We start from the raw sequence: 19,721 nt of genomic DNA on the forward strand, positions 1-19,721 counted from the left end.
ATTACACCATCTGATAAGATTCAACAAATCGTCGTTCCTACCCCGCTCTTACTTAAAAAAGGGAATACGAAAAACGGTTGCCGTCGAACGGAACCGTTTCGATCTGGATATGATCCAGTGATTCACTGTACTCATCACGCTTGATGTGCTTGCACATTGTGCAGTGCTTTCTCAGCCAGTGCAGCCAGAAGATGTGCTCCCAGCGACAGAGCCCGTTCATCCACATCAAAGCCAGGGTGATGCCACTCATGCGGGCCAGAGGTGCCCAGGAAGAGGAACAGGCCGGGAACTTCTTTTTGATAAAAAGAGAAGTCCTCTCCTGCCGGAGAAGGTAACGGTCTAACACTGTTTAATCCAATCTCACTTGCAACTTGCTCCGCCGCAGATGCCAGAGACTCATCGTTGACCACGGCAGGAGGTCCCTGAATCCAGCGAACCGTAGCCCGTGTGCCATAGGCTGCCGCCACACCGGCGACTACCTGATTGAAACGCTCGCGAATCCGTGCACGCACTTTCTCATCAAAGGTACGCACTGTGCCATCGAGGATCGCTTCATCCGGAATAACGTTCCAGGCTGTGCCGCTGTGGAGCTTGGTGACACTGATTACAGCACTCTCCTGTGCCCCCACATTGCGGCTCACAATGGCCTGTAGTGCCGTAACAATATGTGCAGCAACCACGATTGGATCAATGCCTGCTTCCGGCACGGCTGCATGGGTGCCTACACCTTCCACTTTGACAACAAAACCGTCTGCTGCTGCCATCAATGCGCCTTCCCGAATGCCCACCGTACCTACCTGGAGATCAGGCTTGTTATGCAAACCAAATACGGCCCGAACATCGGATAATGCGCCGCTCTGGATCACTTGCCGAGCACCCGTTGCTTTTTCCTCCGATGGCTGGAATATCAACCGTACTTTTCCCGGTAGAATGGACTCACGCTGTTTCAGTAATCGTGCAGCACCAATCAGAATTGCCGTGTGTGCGTCATGTCCGCATGCGTGCATCTTTCCATCTGCCTGGGAGGCAAATTCCAGCTTTGTCTCTTCCTGAATGGGCAGCGCATCAATATCTGCTCTTAGGGCGACAACAGGACCGTCCCCTTGACCCACTTCAGCGACAAGCCCTGTCCGCAGCGCATATTCGTCTGCAATACGGACGCCTTCCTCTTCCAGCCAACTGCGAATGGCTGCCGTCGTCTCCTTTTCCTCGCCGGACAATTCCGGGTTGCGATGCAGATGTCGCCGAATGGTGATTAAACGTTCCGCAAATTCTTCCGCCCGTTCACCGTGAAGTTCATGCTCGGGGCCCTGTGCTTGTTGCTCAGAATGCTGCTTGGGCTGTTCCAGATCACTTTTCATCACATGGCCTCCCATTCGTATATATTCACTGCTATATTAACTGCCTAATTCTATCCGATTGCAGCTTCCTGTTCCTTGGATTCCAGTGCAAATTCACTTAGTCCCTGCTCTGCCAGAATCTCACGCAACAATTCGAATGAACGAATTCGCTTGGTAAAGTCCCGTGTAGCTGTAGTCACAATGAACTCTTCCACAGCAAACTCCTGCTGGAACTTCAGCAGTGCCTGACCTACGCTTTCCTTCGTCCCCCGGGTCACACTTGGCTCCAAAATTTCGATCCGATAGGTTTCGTTTGATTGACGCCCGAATTCTTCCGCCTGTTCCACAGAACCGACGGTCAGCACCTTACCACTCTCCAGATGGATCTTCACCAGCATATGCTCGCTCGCAAGTCCTTCCGCTTCTTCCTCACTTTCGGCCACAATTAACGATATGGCTAGTGCAGCGTAGGGCTCCCGTCCCTGGGAACGATTGAATTGTTCACGATATACACGGATCGCTTGAAGCGCTACCTCTATATTACTGTTAATGAACAGTGAAAAGACATATGGGAGTCCCAGTTCCGCAGCCATGCCCGCACTATCGACACTTGCTCCAAGTACGTACAGCTCCGCTGGAATGTCCGACACTGGCGAAGCGCTGAGACCTGCAAGTGGATGCGACTGATCTTCAAGCGGCTCATTGTGGATGTATCGTTTCACCTGAACAATTTTCTCTTTGAGAGATGCGGCTTCCTGAATACCTTCCTGCAACGCCTGTGTCGAACGTGGTAACCCGCCTGGTGCACGACCGATTCCCAGGTCAACTCTTCCTGGTCCGAGCGCGGCGAGGATATTGAAATTCTCGGCGACTTTGTATGGACTATAATGCTGGAGCATTACTCCGCCAGACCCCAGCCGAATCCGCTTTGTATGCGCAAGCAAGTGGGAGATGAGTACTTCCGGGGAGGAACCTGCAACATGCCCTGAATCATGGTGCTCCGACACCCAGAACCGATGGAATCCAAGCTGCTCTGCCCGCTGTGCCAGCTCAATCGTATGCCGAAAAGCATCCACCGCCGTTTCCCCTTCATAGATGGGAGTCTGATCCAAAATGCCAACACGAATACTCATATCCTTCTCCTCCTTGATTGTGCTGAACCGCTGTTCTTGAATCTTACAAACAATCTATAACTTCCGCAGCAGTTCCCCGAAGGGCTCTGCCAATGGCGAATATTCTTCTTTTAAAGTAACGACGCTGATCTGCAACGATACACCTGCTACCTCATGTACCTGAATGGGGAACAGCTCCTGATTTTGCACTTCCTTCTTCACCGTGAGTCCCGGGAGAAAGGCAATGCCTGCCCCTTGCATAACCAGTTTCTTCGCCGTCTCCGAATTATCGACATGGTATGTAATATTCGGCGGATGTTCCAGCGAGTCGAAAGCCCGGTGAATGCGAAGCCAGTCCAGTGAACCACATTCAAAAAAGACCAGTTGCTCATTCCGGATAGCTTCCATGCTGACATGCCCGCTCTCAATGAATGGATGCCCTTTGTACACATAGAGCTGAATCGGATCTTCATAAAAAGCAACCGTACGGATCGCAGGATGCATGACCTTGCGCACAAAAGCAAGATCGATCTCCTGACCAAGCAGTTTGGCAATCAGCTGATCCGTCGTTGCGGTCGTCAATTTGATATTAATTTCGGGGTAAGCTTCCTTGATCTTGGGTAAAAAATCGGGAATGACATAGTTGGATACCGATACTGTACTACCAAGTCGAAGAGCATCCGGTGTTGATCGCCGTTGCTGAATCTTCTGCTTGCCCTTCTGAATCACTTGCAGCACTTGCTGCGCATATGGCAGGAATTTCCGACCTTCATCTGTCAGCACAATTTGTTTGCCAAACCGATCAAACAACTTGCAGCCCAGCTCCCTTTCCAGTGACTGAATGCGAGCTGTGACCGAAGGTTGGGACAAGAAGAGTACTTCGGCAGCCTTATTGAAGCTTCCATAATGATTGATATATACAAATGCTTCAATATTCTCGATATTCATGAGCGCCTCCGTATCCACGTCCGCAGACGTTTGATCTTATATTGATTTATCCAATACACTTACTTGGTTTTATGATATCGTAATCCCATCCTTTTCCAGTGTCAATATCAATTCATCCAGCGAGCGATCCAAACGTGTAGTCACATCTGCCGAGAGTACAAATTTTCCATCATCCAATCGTTCAATTCCCTGATCCACAGCATACACGCCACCCAAGATATGTCTTCCACCAAGGGCTGCCAGAACAGGCTTCAATGCATAATCAATCGCGAGTAGATGAGCTATAGAGCCACCGATAACGAGCGGAAGTGTCAACTTGCCCCGCAACCCTTCTTGCGGAATCAGATCCAGAAACAACTTGAGCACTCCCGAGTACGATGCCTTGTATACCGGTGTAGCCACAATAACTGCATCCGCCGCTTCCACGACAGCGAGTGCATCACGAATGAATGAGCTGTCAAACCGGGCTTGCACCAGATCCTCAGCGGGCAGATCCACAACATGAATGACTTCAACAGTGATGCCTTCCTCCGTTAATTTTTGGCTGCTGTAATCCGTCAGACCTGTCAAACGCGAACGTTTGGAAGGTGATCCTGCAATAATGACAACATGTGACATGAATATCTCCTCCTCAAGCGTAAACGGCTGTCGCCGTCCTCTGGTGGCACAGCTACCGTTTCGCAGTGAAATATAAAAATGGATAGGGTGAAACTTATAAATTCTTATATTTTGGAATAGCGGTCAAGCCGCTCCTTTTACTTTGGGGTCCAGCCGATCGCGAATATCGTCTCCAATCAGATTAACCGCCAGTACAAACAACGTGATCGCCAGACCCGGGAACGTACAGATCCACCAGGCAACCGTCAGATAACCTCTACCTTGTGAGAGCAATGCGCCCCAATCCGGTATTTCCTTCAACACCCCAAGTCCCAGAAAACTGAGTCCGGAACCCGTAAGAATTGATGTCCCTACGCCCAGCGTAGCCATGACCAGCAGGGGTGACAATGAATGTGGCAGTACATGTTTCCAAAAAATACGTGCATTGGAACCGCCCAGTGAACGTGTCGCTGTAATGAAAGGCAGACCTTTAACTGATATGACCTGCCCACGCATCACCCGTGCGTAGCCCGGAATGGAGGAAACCGCAACAGCCAGTGCAATATTCATCAGTCCTGGCCCGAGAGCAGCTGCAACAGACAATGCCAAGAGCACGCCGGGTACAGCCATCAGAATATCGACAGCCCGCATCGTGACGGTATCAACAATTCCTCCGGCATAACCGGAGATAATACCAAGAGCACTACCAACAATACCGCCCACAAGAACGGAAGCAAATCCAATGAGCAGCGAATCCCTGCTTCCATGCACAACTACACTGAAGATATCCCTGCCAAAATAGTCCGTCCCGAACAGATGCGCAGCAGAAGGAGCCTGCAGAATGGCATCCGTCATCATCTGAGTTGGATCATAGGGCGCAATCCAGCCCGGTACAATCGCACATGCCACGGTAAACACCACCACCAGCAATGCTGCATAAAAGAATAATCGGGATACCGCGAATGAGACGCGATAACGCCAAGGGCGGCGATTCCACAGATGGATACGTCCTACACTGCCCGCCCATGCTTTTTTGTCACCAGCCAAAGGTTTCATGCTCATGAGCAACAACTCCTCCTTTCATACTCCGCGTCAGGACACTTCTGACTGTTCCAGCTGTCATCATGTGCGGACTGCACGCCGAACCCGGGGATCAATGTACGAATACGAGATATCCACCAGCAGGTTCAAGACCACATAGATAATGGATGTAAAGAAAACAACGCCTTGCACCACTGGCAGATCCTTGGCCATTAGCGCATCCGCAATAATTCGGCCGATCCCCTGTCTAGAGAAGACGGTCTCCACCACAACGGTTCCCGCAAGCAGATCACCGATCAGCATGCCGATTACCGTTACTGCAGGAATAAGCGCATTACGCAGTGCATGACCATACATGATGGCACGTTCCGAAAGTCCTTTGGCCCGTAACGCTACGATAAACGGTTCATTGATCACTTCCAGCATGCTGTTACGCACCATCCGTACGATAAACCCTGCACCCACAAGACCCAGCGTGGCTGCTGGAAGAACCAGTGAGCTGAACCCGTCGGACCCCATCGCTGGGAACCAGCCAAGCTGTACTGAAAATAACAGGATGAGCAATATCCCCGTCCAGAAGGTTGGCATGGAAATGCCAAACAGTCCAACGAGCCGGGCAACGAAATCAATCACGCCATTGCGATGAATCGCAGACAATACACCAAGTGTAATTCCAATCGTGATGGCAATGATTGAACTGAGTGCGGTCAAAGCCAGTGTCGCTGGAAAATGTTCCAGGATTTTGGGCAATACCGGATCCGAATTGATCATTGATTTGCCGAAATCCCCACGCAGCATATCACCGAAATAGTTCGCAAACTGGATGTAAAACGGCTGATCCAGTCCAAGCTGAACCCGCAGATTCTCGATCATCTCCGGGGTAGCCGAGGACGGGTCCAGCATGAGCAGAACCGGATCACCCGGCAGAAGATACATGATGCAGTACACCAGCACCGAAGCTCCGAAAATAACCAGAAGCGATGTTGCGAGTCGTGACAGTATCGTTTGAACCATACCGGGATATCTCCTTCCTCAATCTGGATTGGCCGTTCCTATAGTGCGTGTTCAAAAAGACCAGTTTTCAGTACCGAGAAGATGGAATGAAGCTAGAAATGGAGTAGCGGAGCGTAGGAAACTACGTGAGCAACTGAAATGTTTCCGAAGGAAACATCCTTCGTAAGCCCCCCGCTTATTTCGGCTGAATTTCATATTCGATGCTGATCATGCCATTAGGCATGACTCGTAATCAAAAGTGGACTTTTTGAACAACCTCTGTTAGGGCTGAATGCGGACGTCGTTAAAGAGTGGATAACCTAATGAATCAAACTTGATGCCTTCGACCTTTTTGGATGCAGCGACGGTATACGGGAATACATAGATCGGCAGAATTACCGCTTGCTCAATCAGGTATTGCTGGATTTGATTGTAGATCTGAACACGTTTATCAGGATCCGTCTCGACCGCTCCCTGCTCTAACAGTTCATCGATCTTTGGATCAGACAAACCGGACAATGTGGGACGCTCGCCCTCTGCACTCGTATGGTAGAAAGCGTACAAGGCATTGGGATCAGAATTGACCTGACTGTTGCCATAGAGATCATAATCCCAGTTCTGATAGATGACTGTTGCGATATCTTTTGTAATCTCGACTTCAACGGCAATGCCAACCTGTTTCAACTGTTGTTGGATAATGGCGGCAATGTCATTGCGTTTCTCCCGATTGGGCGAACCATCGACATAACGCAGGGTCAGTTTCTGGCCGTCTTTGGCACGAATACCGTCAGCGCCTTTCACCCAGCCTTGTTCATCGAGCAGCTGATTGGCTTTGTTGATGTCCGGGTTAATGCTACCTTCCAGCGATGCATTATAACCCAGGATTCCAGGAGACAGTGCGGACCACGCACGTTCGTAGTTGCCCAGATACAATGTTTTGACAATCGATTCCACATCTACGGCGGATTGTACTGCCTGCCTTACTTTCACATCATCCCAAGGCGCTTTGCGCAGATTGAAAAAGAGTGTGTACGGCAGTCCAACCGTATTGGCCTGTAACAATTGCTGGTTCGGATCGTTTTTCAATGCAGCGATATTCTGCGGTGGAACCGTCTCGGCAGCGAGTACCTGACTACTCTGTACACTTCCGATACGCGTTGCTTCTTCCGGTACAATCTTGAATGTGATCGTATCCACATGGGGTGCGGCTTTATTTTCAACCGTCTCAGGTCCCCAGTTGTAATCCTTGTTTTTGGCAACGACGATATCCGCATTTTCATCCCATTTCACAAAGGTATACGGACCTGTGCCCACCGGATTTTTACCTAGCTGGTCACTATATTTTTGAGCAGCTGTAGGGGATACGATCCCCAGAAGTGCCTGGCTCAAGTTGCCAAGAAAGGCTTGCGATGGTGATTCCAGATTTACCTTGATGGTATATTCATCAATGACTTCAGAGGAGCTATAGGGTCTAATCAGGGCCAGAGAATTGGCAGCTTTGGTGGCCGGATCAATCACCCGGTCCAAATTGTACTTCACGGCTTCCGCATTAAACGGTGTACCATCATGGAACTTCACGCCTTCACGCAGCTTGAACGTATAACTTTTGCCGTCTTTGGATACGCTCCATTCCGTGGCAAGCCAAGGTTTGATGGAACCATCAGGTAGCTGCACGACCAGATTGTCGTAGATCGTCCGGATGGCACGCACCGTTACGGCAAGCCCACTACGATGAGGGTCAAGCGTATCCGGTGAAGTGGCGAGTGCAAAAGTCAGGTTGCCTCCTTCAGCTTGCCCGGCCTGCCCCCCGCCTGATGCCTGTGCCGTACTGTTCGCGCTGCCTCCCGCCGCTCCGCAACCGGATAATACCATCACCAATACTGCTGCCAATGCCATATATTTCATCCATGAGATAGACCTGTTCATATCGCTTCCCCCTCTGTGTATACAGGTGTCATTAAATTGATGTTTATACCAATACTCTATATATCCTATGAGTTAAGTCGGTTTTAAAGCAGTACGAAACGTAGTAATTGATTTTATTACCGGTTGGAGAAAACAGCCAGACAAAATCAAATGCTCGTTCGCTCCCTATCCGTTATGCCAAATCAGATACAACTTGCTTCTTCGCAGCCGTATAACGGTTAACCGGAATCTGTACCCCAAGGTTACCTCGCAATGTATCGTATTCATAGTCCGTACGATACAGACCGCGTTCTTGCAGAATCGGAACAACCAGTTCCACAAAATCAGACAATCCACTTGGCAGCTCCGAAGCAATAATGAAACCATCCGCCGCTTCCGTCTCGAACCATTCCTGAATCTTGTCAGCAACCTGCTCCGGTGTGCCCAGGAATTTGCTGCGCGGTGTTGCTGCCCGCAGAGCCACTTCACGCAAGGTCAATCCTTGCTCTTTGGCATCCTTCTTGATCTTGTCAGTTCCACTGCGGAAGCTGTTGCTTCCAATGCCATTCAGCTCCGGGAACGGTTCATCCAGCGGATATTGGGAGAAATCATGGTGTTCGAAGAAACGTCCCAGATAATCCAGCGCTTTATCAATGGTAACCAGGCTTGCGATCTCCTGATACTTCTGTTCCGCTTCCTCTTCGGTCTGTCCAACAATAGGATTGATGCCTGGCAGAATAACAATATCCTGTGCAGAACGTCCATAGGAAGCCGCCCGTGTTTTCACATCCTTATAAAATGCCTGTGCATCTTCAATCGTATCGTGTCCGGTAAAGACAGCATCCGCTTCTTGCGCCGCCAGCGTTTTGCCATCTTCCGATGAACCTGCCTGGAAAATCACCGGCTGTCCTTGTCGTGAGCGCGCAATGTTAAGCGGGCCTTGTACGGAGAAAAACTCTCCTTCATGATTAAGGGTGTGCAGCTTGGATGGATCGAAGAATACGCCGCTCTCTTTGTCTCTTACAAAAGCATCATCTTCCCAAGAGTCCCACAACCCTTTGGTTACCTGTAAATATTCTGCGGCAATGCGATAACGTTCCGGATGCGAAGGGTGACTGATCTTACTATAGTTCTTCGCTGTACCTTCCAGCGGAGAAGTCACGACGTTCCAGCCTGCACGGCCATCACTGATCTGATCGAGGGAACCGAACTGTCTGGCTACGGTGAACGGATCACTATAGGATGTCGAGAGGGTGCCTACCAGTCCAATATGTGAAGTAACGGCAGCCAAAGCGGAGAGGATACTGATTGGTTCGAAGCGATTGAGGAAATGCGGAATGGATTTCTCGGTAATATACAGACCGTCTGCGATAAAGACCAGATCGAACTTGCCTTCCTCCGCTTTCAGTGCCTGACGTTTGTAGAATCCAAAGTTAACGCTGGCATCCGACAGAACCTCCGGGTGTCTCCATGTGGTGTTGCTTCCTCCAACCCCATGAATAATGGCTCCAAATTTCAAACTGCGTTTCGCTGTCATATGCACTCCGCCTTCCTTGGATTAGAATCTTCAAAAGAATGATCAAGGGCCAACTGAACTGATTACGTATGCGAAATAACTTAAAAGTTAACTATTCCTATGAGTTTGGTTTGTTTTAATTTCACAAATCTTATCACTGCCCCGTAAAAGGGTCAACAGCGTGACTAATAGATTTTTTCTATATGAACATTGAAGATGTAAATAAGACCATTTACATCCCAAGAGAGCTATAACTTATTGAACGTTCCGGCTGCTGTACAAATGCGATCTTGCATCATGCAGCAACCGGAACGGCTTGCTCCAAAGGTATATATCAACTCCCGTTAGACTGCTGCCGCTTCGTCCGCTCGTGCCAGAAGTTCAGCCAGCTTCTCCAGATCAGGTTCCAGCAAGGCTTCAAACTTGCCGTCCCCTCCCACTTCAATAACGGGTACATGCCGAATGCCATATTTTGCTTCAAGCACATCACGCAGCACGTCATTGCCCTGCACTTCAATGTTCTCAAAAGGCTGGTTTCGCTCTGTCAGAAATGCTTTCACTTCCCCGCAGAAATGACAGCCTGTTTTGCTCCACAGCACGACTTTTTTGGTTGATGATGACATCGACATACCTCCTGATTAGTTTTAAGATCAAGATCTGGGCGATTGAATATGAACGCCCTAGACCTTCAATTCCTATCTGTTAAATAAGAATTATGGCTCTAAATGTACTCCTGTGCCCTTCCTGCGTCAATGGATCTGCTAATAGAATAAACCTATAACCAAATAGAAAGATTAAATTATAAATTTGAAAGATGGCTTATTTTACAGGAATGAATCGCTATTGCTTCAGTAGTCTAGCTACCAACTCATATGTAATATTCGGATGCGGAATGAATCAGAGCGATTACACAGGGTACCGCTACATTTTCCATTCCGCATCATGCTGCTGATTCGCATAAACAGATCGCCTGACATTACAGATCTGGGTTCAAGAGTTGAGGTGGGGCGATAATGGGCCAGCCTTCTTCCATCGAATTCAGTTGGTCCGCAGACACGCTGATTATATTCCCAGAATGTACACCCCAACGTTCTGCCGCATAGACCGAAACAAATCGTCTCCGCTTGTCTCCGCTGATCTGATATCGAATCTCGGGTGCATCCACTGCGGCAACAATACTTCCTTCTGCCCAGCCATTGTGAGAACCATGAACCGCTGTCGTATGCACCTGTTGTGATTCCCTCGGCCATCTTTGCACGTCCCCCGCTGATATCAGTGCTTCTCCGGCAGGAATGGCGAGCAGGTCCGGTTTGGCAACCTGAACAGGAGATATTCCACGCGGTACAGGGATGTTCAACTTACGCCGCCGACCGCCAGTTAAAGTATAGACCTCTCCTTTGGCATCGGACAGGAACGAACCTTCCGGGTAGAAGTCATAACTGTGTCTGAACTGTAATGCTGGATCTTGGCTGCCCTGCGTTGAGATTCGCTGACGCGGATCCATTGGGTTTGTGTCACCCTCCTCTTGTTGACCGGATGGGGTACCAGAGGTTTGTTGTCTAGCCAAGCGGGAGGTTTCGGCAACCAGCGCATGGGGATCTCCCCACTTTTGGCTATAAAACTGCTCGTTATCCTTATTCACTACAGCAAAGTCTTGCTCACCCAAGGCTTTCATACTGACACTTCCGAAGTGGTGGATAAAAGCATCCCCGGCTACCGCAAGCTGGTATCCTGCCAGCTTCACCCGAATGATCCAGTCATCATCTTCGAAATTGCCCACCGCGTACCCTTCGTCCAGATAACCTACCCGTTCCAGCAGCTCCCGTGAGAACAGCCAGCAGAATCCGACCAGGCGATCGGTTATTCGATGTTTGTCTGCATCCGGACGATTATGTGTGGCGGCAAAAGGCCACATCTCTTCTACCTCACGGTACGGAACCTGAATCTGCTGATCCCCGCCAATATAGTTGGTCACCGGACCCACTACACCAATCTTCGGATCACTGGCAAGACAAGTCATCATGTTATCCAGCCAGCCTGGAGTAACGAGCGTATCGTTGTTCAACACGATGATATGTCGTCCTCTCGCCATCATCAGCCCATGATTGACACCTCCGGCAAACCCCCGGTTCTTATCCAGGGATGCCACCCTCACCATGCCGCCTTTGCGGAGCATGGCCTCGGCAGTTCCATCCTTGGAGGCATTATCCACAACAATGATTTCGAAAGGGGCAGGGGTATGTTTCTCGATACTGGACACACATTGCAGCACATACTCCCGCTGATTGTACGTGGGGATAATGATGCTAACTCCTTCAAAAACAAGACCAAACGAGCTCTGTCCCTGGCGGACACCTTCGTTGTATCCTCTGGTATACCCCTGTTTGTAGAGCCTGGCGCCTTTGGGTGTGCGCCTGCTTTTGCCTTTACGTCTGGATTTCCGTATTGAGCGACGACCTGCTGCATGCAGGACTGCCATGTCAGATCGCGAGACATCGTGTTGTGTGGCACGGCAGGCCGCTTTTTTTTCGCTGCTTATGCTGCCATTCCTGTTGTTTTCACTGCGGCTGTTGTCACTGTGAGTGCTGATATTTGGAGTGATGTTGTGATGACTGTGACCTTTTCGACGGACAACATTTCGAGCATTAACCTTGTTGTTACGACCATGACGTCCTTCCCCGCGCTGTTGATCGGGTGTGTTCATGTTGCTCCCTCCATTTCCACTTGTCCGTGAGGCCAACACGCACATAACCAGCCCCCGGACGGTCCACTAGAGTTGAAGCTCTCCTGTTACCAGTTTGTCAGCCAAATGTCCAAAATCCAGAGCGACCTTGCCGAGTTCACCTGCAATTCGCCGACACAGAATGACCGCCGGAATTCCCGCCGCCACCAACGCGATATCAAAAGCATGTTCTGCGGTTTGCTGCATCACCTTTGGAATATCCATGACTCCCGCCACAGAACCAATGATGCCTGTGACATGAATCCCCCGGTTATGCAGCAGTGCCGCAAGCTCTGGTGCCTGGCTGCCTATGAGCAGAACCCGCCGTCCTTGCAGTAAGGGCAACACCAGGCCGGACTGATGCAGACTGTAATTGATCGTGGAGCTGGTCAATTTCAACCGGGACCAGTCGATCCCGAAGTGGCGCAATACCGGGAATAACAGCCCCTGGAATGTCGGTGCCCGCGAGATCGGCACGCCAACCCAGTCGGCGGCCTGTATGGCTTCCGCAAGCATCGCGCGGATGTCGGGGGTTGAGCATGGCACCCCTGCATAGGGCAGAAACGGTGCCAGCTCCTGCACTTCGTGGCCTGGCAGCACCGTATCGGCTGCCAGCGTGAGCAGTTCGCCATCTCCGAGGCGAACGACAGACAAGGGGCGCTGCGCATCCAGCGCCGCCGTGATGTGTCCAGCCATCTCATGCGGGCTGGACAGCCGGGCCAGGCTGGGCGCGTATTGGCGGAATCCCGCCGCGATCAGATCTGCCGCCGCCACGGCAGGCAGAATGTGATCCGGCGGGATGTGCTGCGCCACCAGCGCCTCCCCGCCGGCGAATACGCCGTCGCGGTAGCCCTCGGCGTAGCCGCCGGGCACAGCCTCCGCCTGCACTGCGTGCTCCGCGGGCGGAGGCGGCAAGCCCTTCGCGCTGCCCGCCTTCGCGCCGGCAGCGCCTCCCCGCCCTGCGGGGGCGACACCCTTCGGGTGTGTCGCCTGGCGCGGGGCGGGGCCAGCACACCGCTGGCAGGCATCGCCGGTGGCGTGCTGGCTTGCGGTGCTGGCAAGGGCGCACGGCGCATCGCCGTGCGCTGCTTGGCGCGGGCAGCGGCACGCCGGCCCCGCGCTGATGCAGGCCTGCGCCCAGCAGTGGCCCGGCGCAGGCCGGCTTTGCCTTTGCAGATGCGGCTGGCTCTTGCCGCTCTGCTCGCGCCCGCAGACCCAGCTTTGCCTGCTCTGCCAACAACACTGCCTGTGCTGCTCGCTTTCCTTGCAGCAGCCTTATGCGATGCGCCGGCAGATGTACCCGCTTTGATCGGGGTACTCCGTTTCCCTGACTTCACACCTCTGACCCCAGCAGACCCTGTACCTGCTGCTGCCGGAGTGCCACTGCCCATAAATACGGCCGGGTGGATGCCCCGGGGCTTACCCGACACGGAGGCCTTAGCGGCCCCGGTGCGTGTCACTACTCTCACGCCATTCCCTCCTTTGGCATGCACGAGGATTGTCGCTGCGCAAAGCGCCGGAGCATCCTTCCAGCTCCGGCGCAGAGTGTTCTGCTCCCATGGGGCACCGCACAGCGGCAGCATCAGTCGCATATATTTTAGGGCAATTGTCCTTTCATACGGACAGCTGCTTCCTGGAGCGATTCAAATGTACCTGCATCACTCCAGTATTTCTGCAAAATGTCGTATTCCAGTCCGCCAGCAGACGCGTAGTGATTATTCACATCCGTAATTTCAAGTTCTCCACGCGCAGACGGCGCAATGTTGCGAATCAGGTTAAATACATGATCGTCATACATGTATATGCCCGTCACACAATAAGAGGTTTTCGGGTGGCTTGGCTTCTCCTCAATGTACGAGATTCGCTCTGGATGCTTTGAATCAAAAACAGGCACCCCGTAACGTCGTGCATCATCCACCTCTTTGAGCAGAACTCGTGCTGTACCAGCAGGTTGCTGCATGTAACGATCCACATAAGGCTTCAGATCATCGCTGAAGAGATTATCACCGAGAAGCACAACGAATTTTTCGCCAGGAAGGATAAAAGTGGTCGCCAGATCCAACGCTTCCGCAATCCCGCCTGCCTTTTCCTGAATGCGATAAGTCAACTTGACCCCATGATCCGCTCCCCCACCAAGATACTCTGTATATAACCCGGCCGAATGTTTGTTGATTACAATCAATAGTTCATCAATGCCTGCCTGGCGGAGCCTGTCGATGCCATACATAATCATCGGATGTTTACCGACTGGAAGCAGATGTTTGTTAATGAGCCGGGTCAGCGGATACAGTCTAGTTCCTGTTCCGCCGGCAAGAATTACACCTTTCATTCCACGTTCCCTCCTTCATCGGATATGTCCATATATTCAAGCGGATCGACATGCCATTTGTTCATAAAAATCGAACGATTACGCTCAAGCAGCTGTTTCCACGCTACCGGATCTGTCTTCTGGAAGCTGGCACTTCCCTGATGGTGCACGAGAACATCTCCACATACCAGCAGGCGATATCCCTGCAATCTTGCTCTATAACAATAATCGTCATCCTCATAGTGTCCCGGAGAATATGCCTCGTCAAGCAGTCCAACCGATTCCACGACATCTCGTTTCATCAGCATGCACAGACCGACGATCCGGCGTACTTCCCTCCACCTTGAAGAATCCGCAACATTATTGGAATTGGCCAACTCCTGAAAATGTTCCATGTCCCGAAACTGCAGTTTAATCTGCTGGATGCCGCTTGCATAATTCGTAACAGGACCCGTGATTCCAATACTTGCGTCACTGTACAGAGCCGTTCGCAGGTTCTCCAGCCAACGGGGCGTGACCGTAACATCATTGTTCAACAGCAACAACTCATCCCCGCAAGCTGCACGAAGTCCAGCGTTACACGCTGCCGGAAACCCCCGATTGTCCGGGAACCTTACAAATCGAATTCGCTCCAGCGCACAATATTCAGCCGTTCCATCCGTCGAACCGTTATCTACCACGATAATTTCATATGACGCAGGATCGCCCGAGTATTGACGTATGGCATCGATGCAGGGCCTGATCAGATCCAGCCCATTGTAAGTTGGGATAATCATACTCGTCAGTGTCATTAGGCGTTCCTCCTGTAAGCGACTTCTACACGGGAGAGTGTATGTGCCTGGGCTGGATTCCAACCTGTACCCAGCAATGTAGCCAGTGCCTCCAGATGATCTCCGATGATCAATTTGGCGACATCATTCCCACTTCCCGTGTTACCAGGACGCAACCGATTGGAACGAATAACATCCACCTGACTTGGTGCCGAGACGTTCATTCCATGCTGAATAGCTAGACTTTGTGCCTTAGGTGGAACGGCCAGTGATGCTGGCTTCACGGTCTGAATCATACGACGAGATAATGCATGAGGCACGGCTGTCATGGAATTGGAACCCAGATCTGCCCTGCCTAATGTTCGGTTCAGATATGCTTTGATCCGGCTTACCTCATCCTGCCCTGCAAACGCAGGCAGCAAAGACGTCAAATTATTCAACGCCACATCCTGTCCCCGATCAACCGCGAACAGAAAGGGTGCAAGCTGTTCAGCCGATACGACCATATCTCCATCCACAAAAAGTACCGTCTCCGCATCCGTCATCTTGGCTCCAAGTGCCCGGCCCACATCATGTCCTGCCCGATCCGGTTCATAGATTACTGTAAGTCCCGGCTGCCTTAGTACCTGCTTCAAACTGTCATCTGTCGTTCCATTCAGTACCACAATAATATCCGTCAGAGGCAACCGCTTTAGTTGCAATAACACCTGCCCCAGTGTGTGTTCTTCATTACAGGCACAGACAATGGCAGCAGCCGAATGACGAAGAGGTAGTGGCACGATCTGGAATGAATGTCCCGAGGCCTGAGCATAACCTTGCATAAATGCCTTACCTGCCTTCAGAGCTAGCTCGAAATTGCTTAGCTCCGCAACGTTTGACGCGTGTGCATTCCATACGAGACGTGCATGTTCTTCTGATACTGTGTTGTTTGCCTTTGCCTCGCTTCCTGCAACTTGCCCCGCTTTCCACATCAAGTGCAGATTTACTGGGCCAGACTTTGCTCGGCTTCTTCTTTTTTTTTGAATATCTACATGTTTCTTGTTCCTATGACGCTTGTTCATTACTGTTCTTCCTGCTGTCGTTGGTCTACTTGTTGTCCGCCTGCGGCGGACAACCCCTGAACGTCCCTTCATTTCCTCACCTCCAGCATGCTGCATCATCCGATGCGACATGCTTACCTCGCCAGGTTGCGAACACGTTGCAGATCGGTATAACCTCCGCGGGGACCGAGCGTATCCGTAATCCACTTAATCGCTGCCATATGATCATTCAGTACCACTTGACTTAGCAGATCAGGTCCGCTTCGCTTCTTGATTCGTACTGCATTCATTCTACCCACAGGTACGTGATGAACAGCGCGTACCCGAAGTCCTCCGATCACTGCCTTCGCTTGTGCGAGTGGCGGAACTTCCAGTGAGGATATCCCCATGACCTCAAGCCCTTTTCGGCTTATTGCATGTGGAATTGCTGTCATGGATGCCCCCCGGAGATCGGATCTTGCGAGTATGCTGTTCAACATGTGTTTGGCCTCCACTACCGGATGAACGGGATGATGAGTGACCGGCCCATGGTAGTCGTTAAGCGCCACATCCGTTCCCTTCAGCACAGCCTTCACGTAAGGTGCAAGGTGCTCTGCGGGAATTGCGATATCTGCATCAGTAAATAACAATACCTGACCGCGCGCCTCCGCTGCGCCTACTTTTCGTCCTCCATCATGCCCCAGTGCTTCGGCATACGTGAGCACTCGTGCTCCAGCCCGTTTGGCTGCGTTTGCCGTACCGTCTGTTGAACCATTCACAACGACAAGCACTTCAGCATCACGGCATATCCGCAGCGCTTCACGGACAACTGCACCAATCCTTTTCTCCTCATTCATAGCAGGGATAATGACCGAGAGCATCGGTCCCTGAGAAACATCTCTGTGTGAAGGAGCATCACTCATGCCATTTTCCGCTCCATTCTCTCCTCCATCCTTAGCCTGTAACATCAGCTGTTTGGATGGAATAACGAACGTATAGGCCTTTGTACCCTTTTTGTGTCCAGACTTCCATCTTCGTTTCTTCAGCACTGTTTTTCTTCGTGTCACATTGGATCGGGTTGCATAACGTGCTGTGGTACGGGTTTTGCGCAACAGTTTCACCTCCCGCATTCGATCATCGGCATGCCAAGGGAGTACACGTTATTCTATGTATTCGTGGAGCAGTGGAAACGGCGTTTGTCCTTGCACTAAGCAGGTTCTCCCTGTGAACACGAGGGTACAGGCCTTTCTTTTAGACAAAATACGTCAAAATATGTGAAAAACGCTACCTCTCCCCTACTTCAGACACAAATTTAACAAAAATCTAAAATTGTATCTTTTCCAAAGTTTTACATTGTGATAATATACGTTCCAAGCAGTTTTATTTACAAAAATAACCTTGTGGTGAACATAAGTTCCCCTATATTTTTTAAATCAATTTATTGACCTTAGGTTGATTAGATTATGACCTCATTCACAGATCTTGTTAAGCAGATACATTCTACTCTTGAGAGGAGTGATGCCGTTCAGAACACACTGCCTTTGTCATTTACGTAAACCCGGATTGAACACCCCAGTTTTCCGTGAACGTATCTTCTACCTGCGCAATTGGACAACCCCCGGCTTTCTGAAAGAGGAACACAATAGACGATTCAACCTTCGGGTTGAACTGAATAAACGGTTATCCTTTTTGTTTGGTGTCGTGCTTAACACTTCCCGAGCTAAGGCCAAGCCGATTTTGTTCCAATCGTTTCTTGTCTCATTCCACGCTTCAGGTCTAGCCCCACGCTCCGCGCTGCCCAAGTTGCAGACGGAATTCCAACCGAGACTGGCATGAACATTTTCCAACCAAAAATAAGTTTAAGAATGGGAGAGTTTACTATGAAATTTGCCAAAGTTATGCCAACAATTCTTGGAGGAGCTCTTTTGCTCGCTTCCGTGTCCTCTGCTACTGCAGCTCCAGTGTCTGATCAATCCATTCTACTTCAGGCCCCTTATGCCTCTGAGGAGGGTATTCCATTGAACAGTGGAACAGATGACACTATCTTTAATTACCTCGGACAGCAGGAACAATTCCTGAATTCCGATGTGAAATCCCAGCTCAAAATTGTCAAAAGAAACACAGATACATCTGGCGTAAGACACTTCCGCCTGAAACAGTATATTAAAGGTATCCCGGTTTATGGTGCAGAACAGACGGTCCACCTGGACAAAACCGGAGCCGTGAGCTCCGCACTTGGCGATCTTCCACCGATTGAAGAGCAGGCCATTCCGAATGATGGTGTAGCCGAGATCAGCGGAGAAGACGCGATCCGTATTGCAACCGAAGAAGCAACCTCCCGGATTGGAGAGCTTGGTGCCGCGGAAATCACACCTCAAGCTGAATTGAACATCTACCATCATGAAGAAGATGGACAGACGTATCTGGTTTACATTACGGAAGTAAACGTACTGGAACCTGCCCCTCTACGGACCAAATATTTCATTAACGCAGTGGATGGCAGTATCGTATCCCAGTTTGACCTCATTAACTTTGCTACTGGAACAGGTACAGGTGTGCTTGGAGATACCAAAACCCTGACAACCACCCAATCCGGCAGCACCTTCCAACTGAAAGACACCACTCGCGGCAATGGCATCCAAACGTACACGGCGAACAATGGCTCCTCACTGCCTGGTAGCTTGCTCACGGATTCGGATAATGTATGGACCGATCGTGCAGGTGTAGATGCTCACGCTCATGCGGCTGCTACGTATGATTTCTACAAAAACAAATTCAACCGTAACGGTATTAATGGTAACGGATTGTTGATCAGATCAACCGTGCACTACGGCTCCAATTACAATAACGCCTTCTGGAACGGGGCACAGATTGTCTTTGGTGACGGCGATGGAACGATGTTCCGATCCCTGTCAGGTGATCTGGATGTTGTGGGCCATGAATTGACGCATGGTGTTATTGAATATACAGCCAACCTGGAATATCGCAATGAACCAGGCGCACTCAATGAAGCCTTTGCCGATATTTTCGGTAATACGATCCAAAGCAAAAACTGGCTGCTCGGTGATGATATCTACACACCTAACACTCCAGGAGATGCTCTGCGCTCCCTCTCCAACCCTACATTGTATGGTCAACCTGACAAATACAGCGATCGCTACACAGGCTCACAGGACAACGGCGGTGTCCATATCAACAGTGGTATCATCAATAAAGCCTATTTCCTTGCTGCTCAAGGCGGAACACATAATGGTGTGACTGTTACCGGAATCGGTCGGGATAAAGCGATCCAGATTTTCTACAGCACACTGGTGAACTACCTGACACCAACGTCCAAATTTGCCGCTGCCAAAACAGCTACCATTCAAGCAGCCAAAGATCTGTACGGAGCAACTTCCGCTGAAGCTACTGCTATTACCAAAGCATATCAAGCTGTAGGCCTGTAAAATC

The 19,721-nt window shown here is 50.6% G+C and carries 17 protein-coding genes; 2 read left to right on the forward strand and 15 right to left on the reverse strand.

Annotated elements, in window-relative coordinates:
• Window positions 1-134 precede the first annotated feature (134 nt).
• The 15 genes from MHI48_RS24750 to MHI48_RS24820 form a co-directional block, all read right to left on the reverse strand.
• On the reverse strand, window positions 135-1,361 hold the full coding sequence (locus tag MHI48_RS24750) for an amidohydrolase (protein WP_339195321.1): 1,227 nt from the start codon (window positions 1,359-1,361) through the stop codon (window positions 135-137).
• A 50-nt stretch (window positions 1,362-1,411) separates the two neighbouring features.
• A complete protein-coding gene (locus MHI48_RS24755) occupies window positions 1,412-2,473 on the reverse strand; it encodes an LLM class flavin-dependent oxidoreductase (RefSeq protein ID WP_339195324.1) in 1,062 nt (353 codons plus the stop codon).
• Window positions 2,474-2,527: 54 nt separating this feature from the next.
• On the reverse strand, window positions 2,528-3,400 hold the full coding sequence (locus MHI48_RS24760; RefSeq protein ID WP_339195326.1) for a LysR family transcriptional regulator: 873 nt from the start codon (window positions 3,398-3,400) through the stop codon (window positions 2,528-2,530).
• Window positions 3,401-3,469: 69 nt separating this feature from the next.
• Window positions 3,470-4,018 carry an NADPH-dependent FMN reductase gene (ssuE, locus tag MHI48_RS24765; protein ID WP_405142086.1) on the reverse strand — a complete coding sequence of 183 codons (549 nt, stop codon included), beginning with the start codon at window positions 4,016-4,018 and terminating at the stop codon, window positions 3,470-3,472.
• A 123-nt stretch (window positions 4,019-4,141) separates the two neighbouring features.
• Window positions 4,142-5,059, reverse strand: coding sequence for an ABC transporter permease (locus MHI48_RS24770; protein ID WP_253503051.1), 918 nt, complete (start codon window positions 5,057-5,059; stop codon window positions 4,142-4,144).
• Between the two features lie 60 nt (window positions 5,060-5,119).
• Window positions 5,120-6,052, reverse strand: coding sequence for an ABC transporter permease (locus tag MHI48_RS24775; protein WP_036605816.1), 933 nt, complete (start codon window positions 6,050-6,052; stop codon window positions 5,120-5,122).
• Window positions 6,053-6,313: 261 nt separating this feature from the next.
• Complete coding sequence (locus MHI48_RS24780) at window positions 6,314-7,957, reverse strand: ABC transporter substrate-binding protein (protein ID WP_076329023.1); 1,644 nt, start codon at window positions 7,955-7,957, stop codon at window positions 6,314-6,316.
• Between the two features lie 172 nt (window positions 7,958-8,129).
• Window positions 8,130-9,473: an LLM class flavin-dependent oxidoreductase gene (locus MHI48_RS24785; protein WP_076329022.1), complete on the reverse strand. Its 1,344-nt coding sequence runs from the start codon at window positions 9,471-9,473 to the stop codon at window positions 8,130-8,132.
• Window positions 9,474-9,796: 323 nt separating this feature from the next.
• Window positions 9,797-10,075 (reverse strand): glutaredoxin family protein, encoded by a 279-nt coding sequence (locus MHI48_RS24790; protein WP_036605813.1) that lies wholly within the window; start codon window positions 10,073-10,075, stop codon window positions 9,797-9,799.
• 353 nt (window positions 10,076-10,428) lie between these two features.
• Window positions 10,429-12,156, reverse strand: a complete 1,728-nt coding sequence (locus MHI48_RS24795; protein WP_179086549.1) for a glycosyltransferase family 2 protein — start codon at window positions 12,154-12,156, stop codon at window positions 10,429-10,431.
• A 66-nt stretch (window positions 12,157-12,222) separates the two neighbouring features.
• Window positions 12,223-12,870, reverse strand: a complete 648-nt coding sequence (locus MHI48_RS24800; RefSeq protein WP_245838402.1) for a GT-D fold domain-containing glycosyltransferase — start codon at window positions 12,868-12,870, stop codon at window positions 12,223-12,225.
• 901 nt (window positions 12,871-13,771) lie between these two features.
• Entirely contained in the window at window positions 13,772-14,503 is a 732-nt protein-coding gene (locus MHI48_RS24805) for a sugar phosphate nucleotidyltransferase (protein ID WP_076329021.1), read from the reverse strand.
• Window positions 14,500-15,273 (reverse strand): glycosyltransferase family 2 protein, encoded by a 774-nt coding sequence (locus MHI48_RS24810; RefSeq protein ID WP_047841258.1) that lies wholly within the window; start codon window positions 15,271-15,273, stop codon window positions 14,500-14,502. Before MHI48_RS24810 ends, MHI48_RS24805 begins: the two co-directional genes overlap by 4 nt.
• A complete protein-coding gene (locus MHI48_RS24815) occupies window positions 15,273-16,385 on the reverse strand; it encodes a glycosyltransferase family A protein (RefSeq protein ID WP_179086548.1) in 1,113 nt (370 codons plus the stop codon). The genes MHI48_RS24810 and MHI48_RS24815 overlap by 1 nt, the downstream gene beginning before the upstream one ends.
• 41 nt (window positions 16,386-16,426) lie before the next feature.
• The gene (locus MHI48_RS24820) at window positions 16,427-17,383 is read right to left on the reverse strand and encodes a glycosyltransferase (protein WP_051449921.1); all 957 of its coding nucleotides are present in this window, start codon (window positions 17,381-17,383) and stop codon (window positions 16,427-16,429) included.
• Window positions 17,384-17,834: 451 nt separating this feature from the next.
• Here MHI48_RS24820 and MHI48_RS24825 point away from each other — a divergent pair, with 451 nt between their 5' ends.
• Together MHI48_RS24825 and MHI48_RS24830 are read left to right on the forward strand one after the other, a co-directional pair.
• Entirely contained in the window at window positions 17,835-18,107 is a 273-nt protein-coding gene (locus MHI48_RS24825) for a hypothetical protein (RefSeq protein WP_143781469.1), read from the forward strand.
• Between the two features lie 44 nt (window positions 18,108-18,151).
• A complete protein-coding gene (locus MHI48_RS24830; RefSeq protein ID WP_076329020.1) occupies window positions 18,152-19,717 on the forward strand; it encodes a M4 family metallopeptidase in 1,566 nt (521 codons plus the stop codon).
• Window positions 19,718-19,721 lie beyond the last annotated feature (4 nt).

The sequence above is a fragment of the Paenibacillus sp. FSL H7-0942 genome (assembly GCF_045040715.1).
Lineage (GTDB): Bacteria > Bacillota > Bacilli > Paenibacillales > Paenibacillaceae > Paenibacillus > Paenibacillus amylolyticus.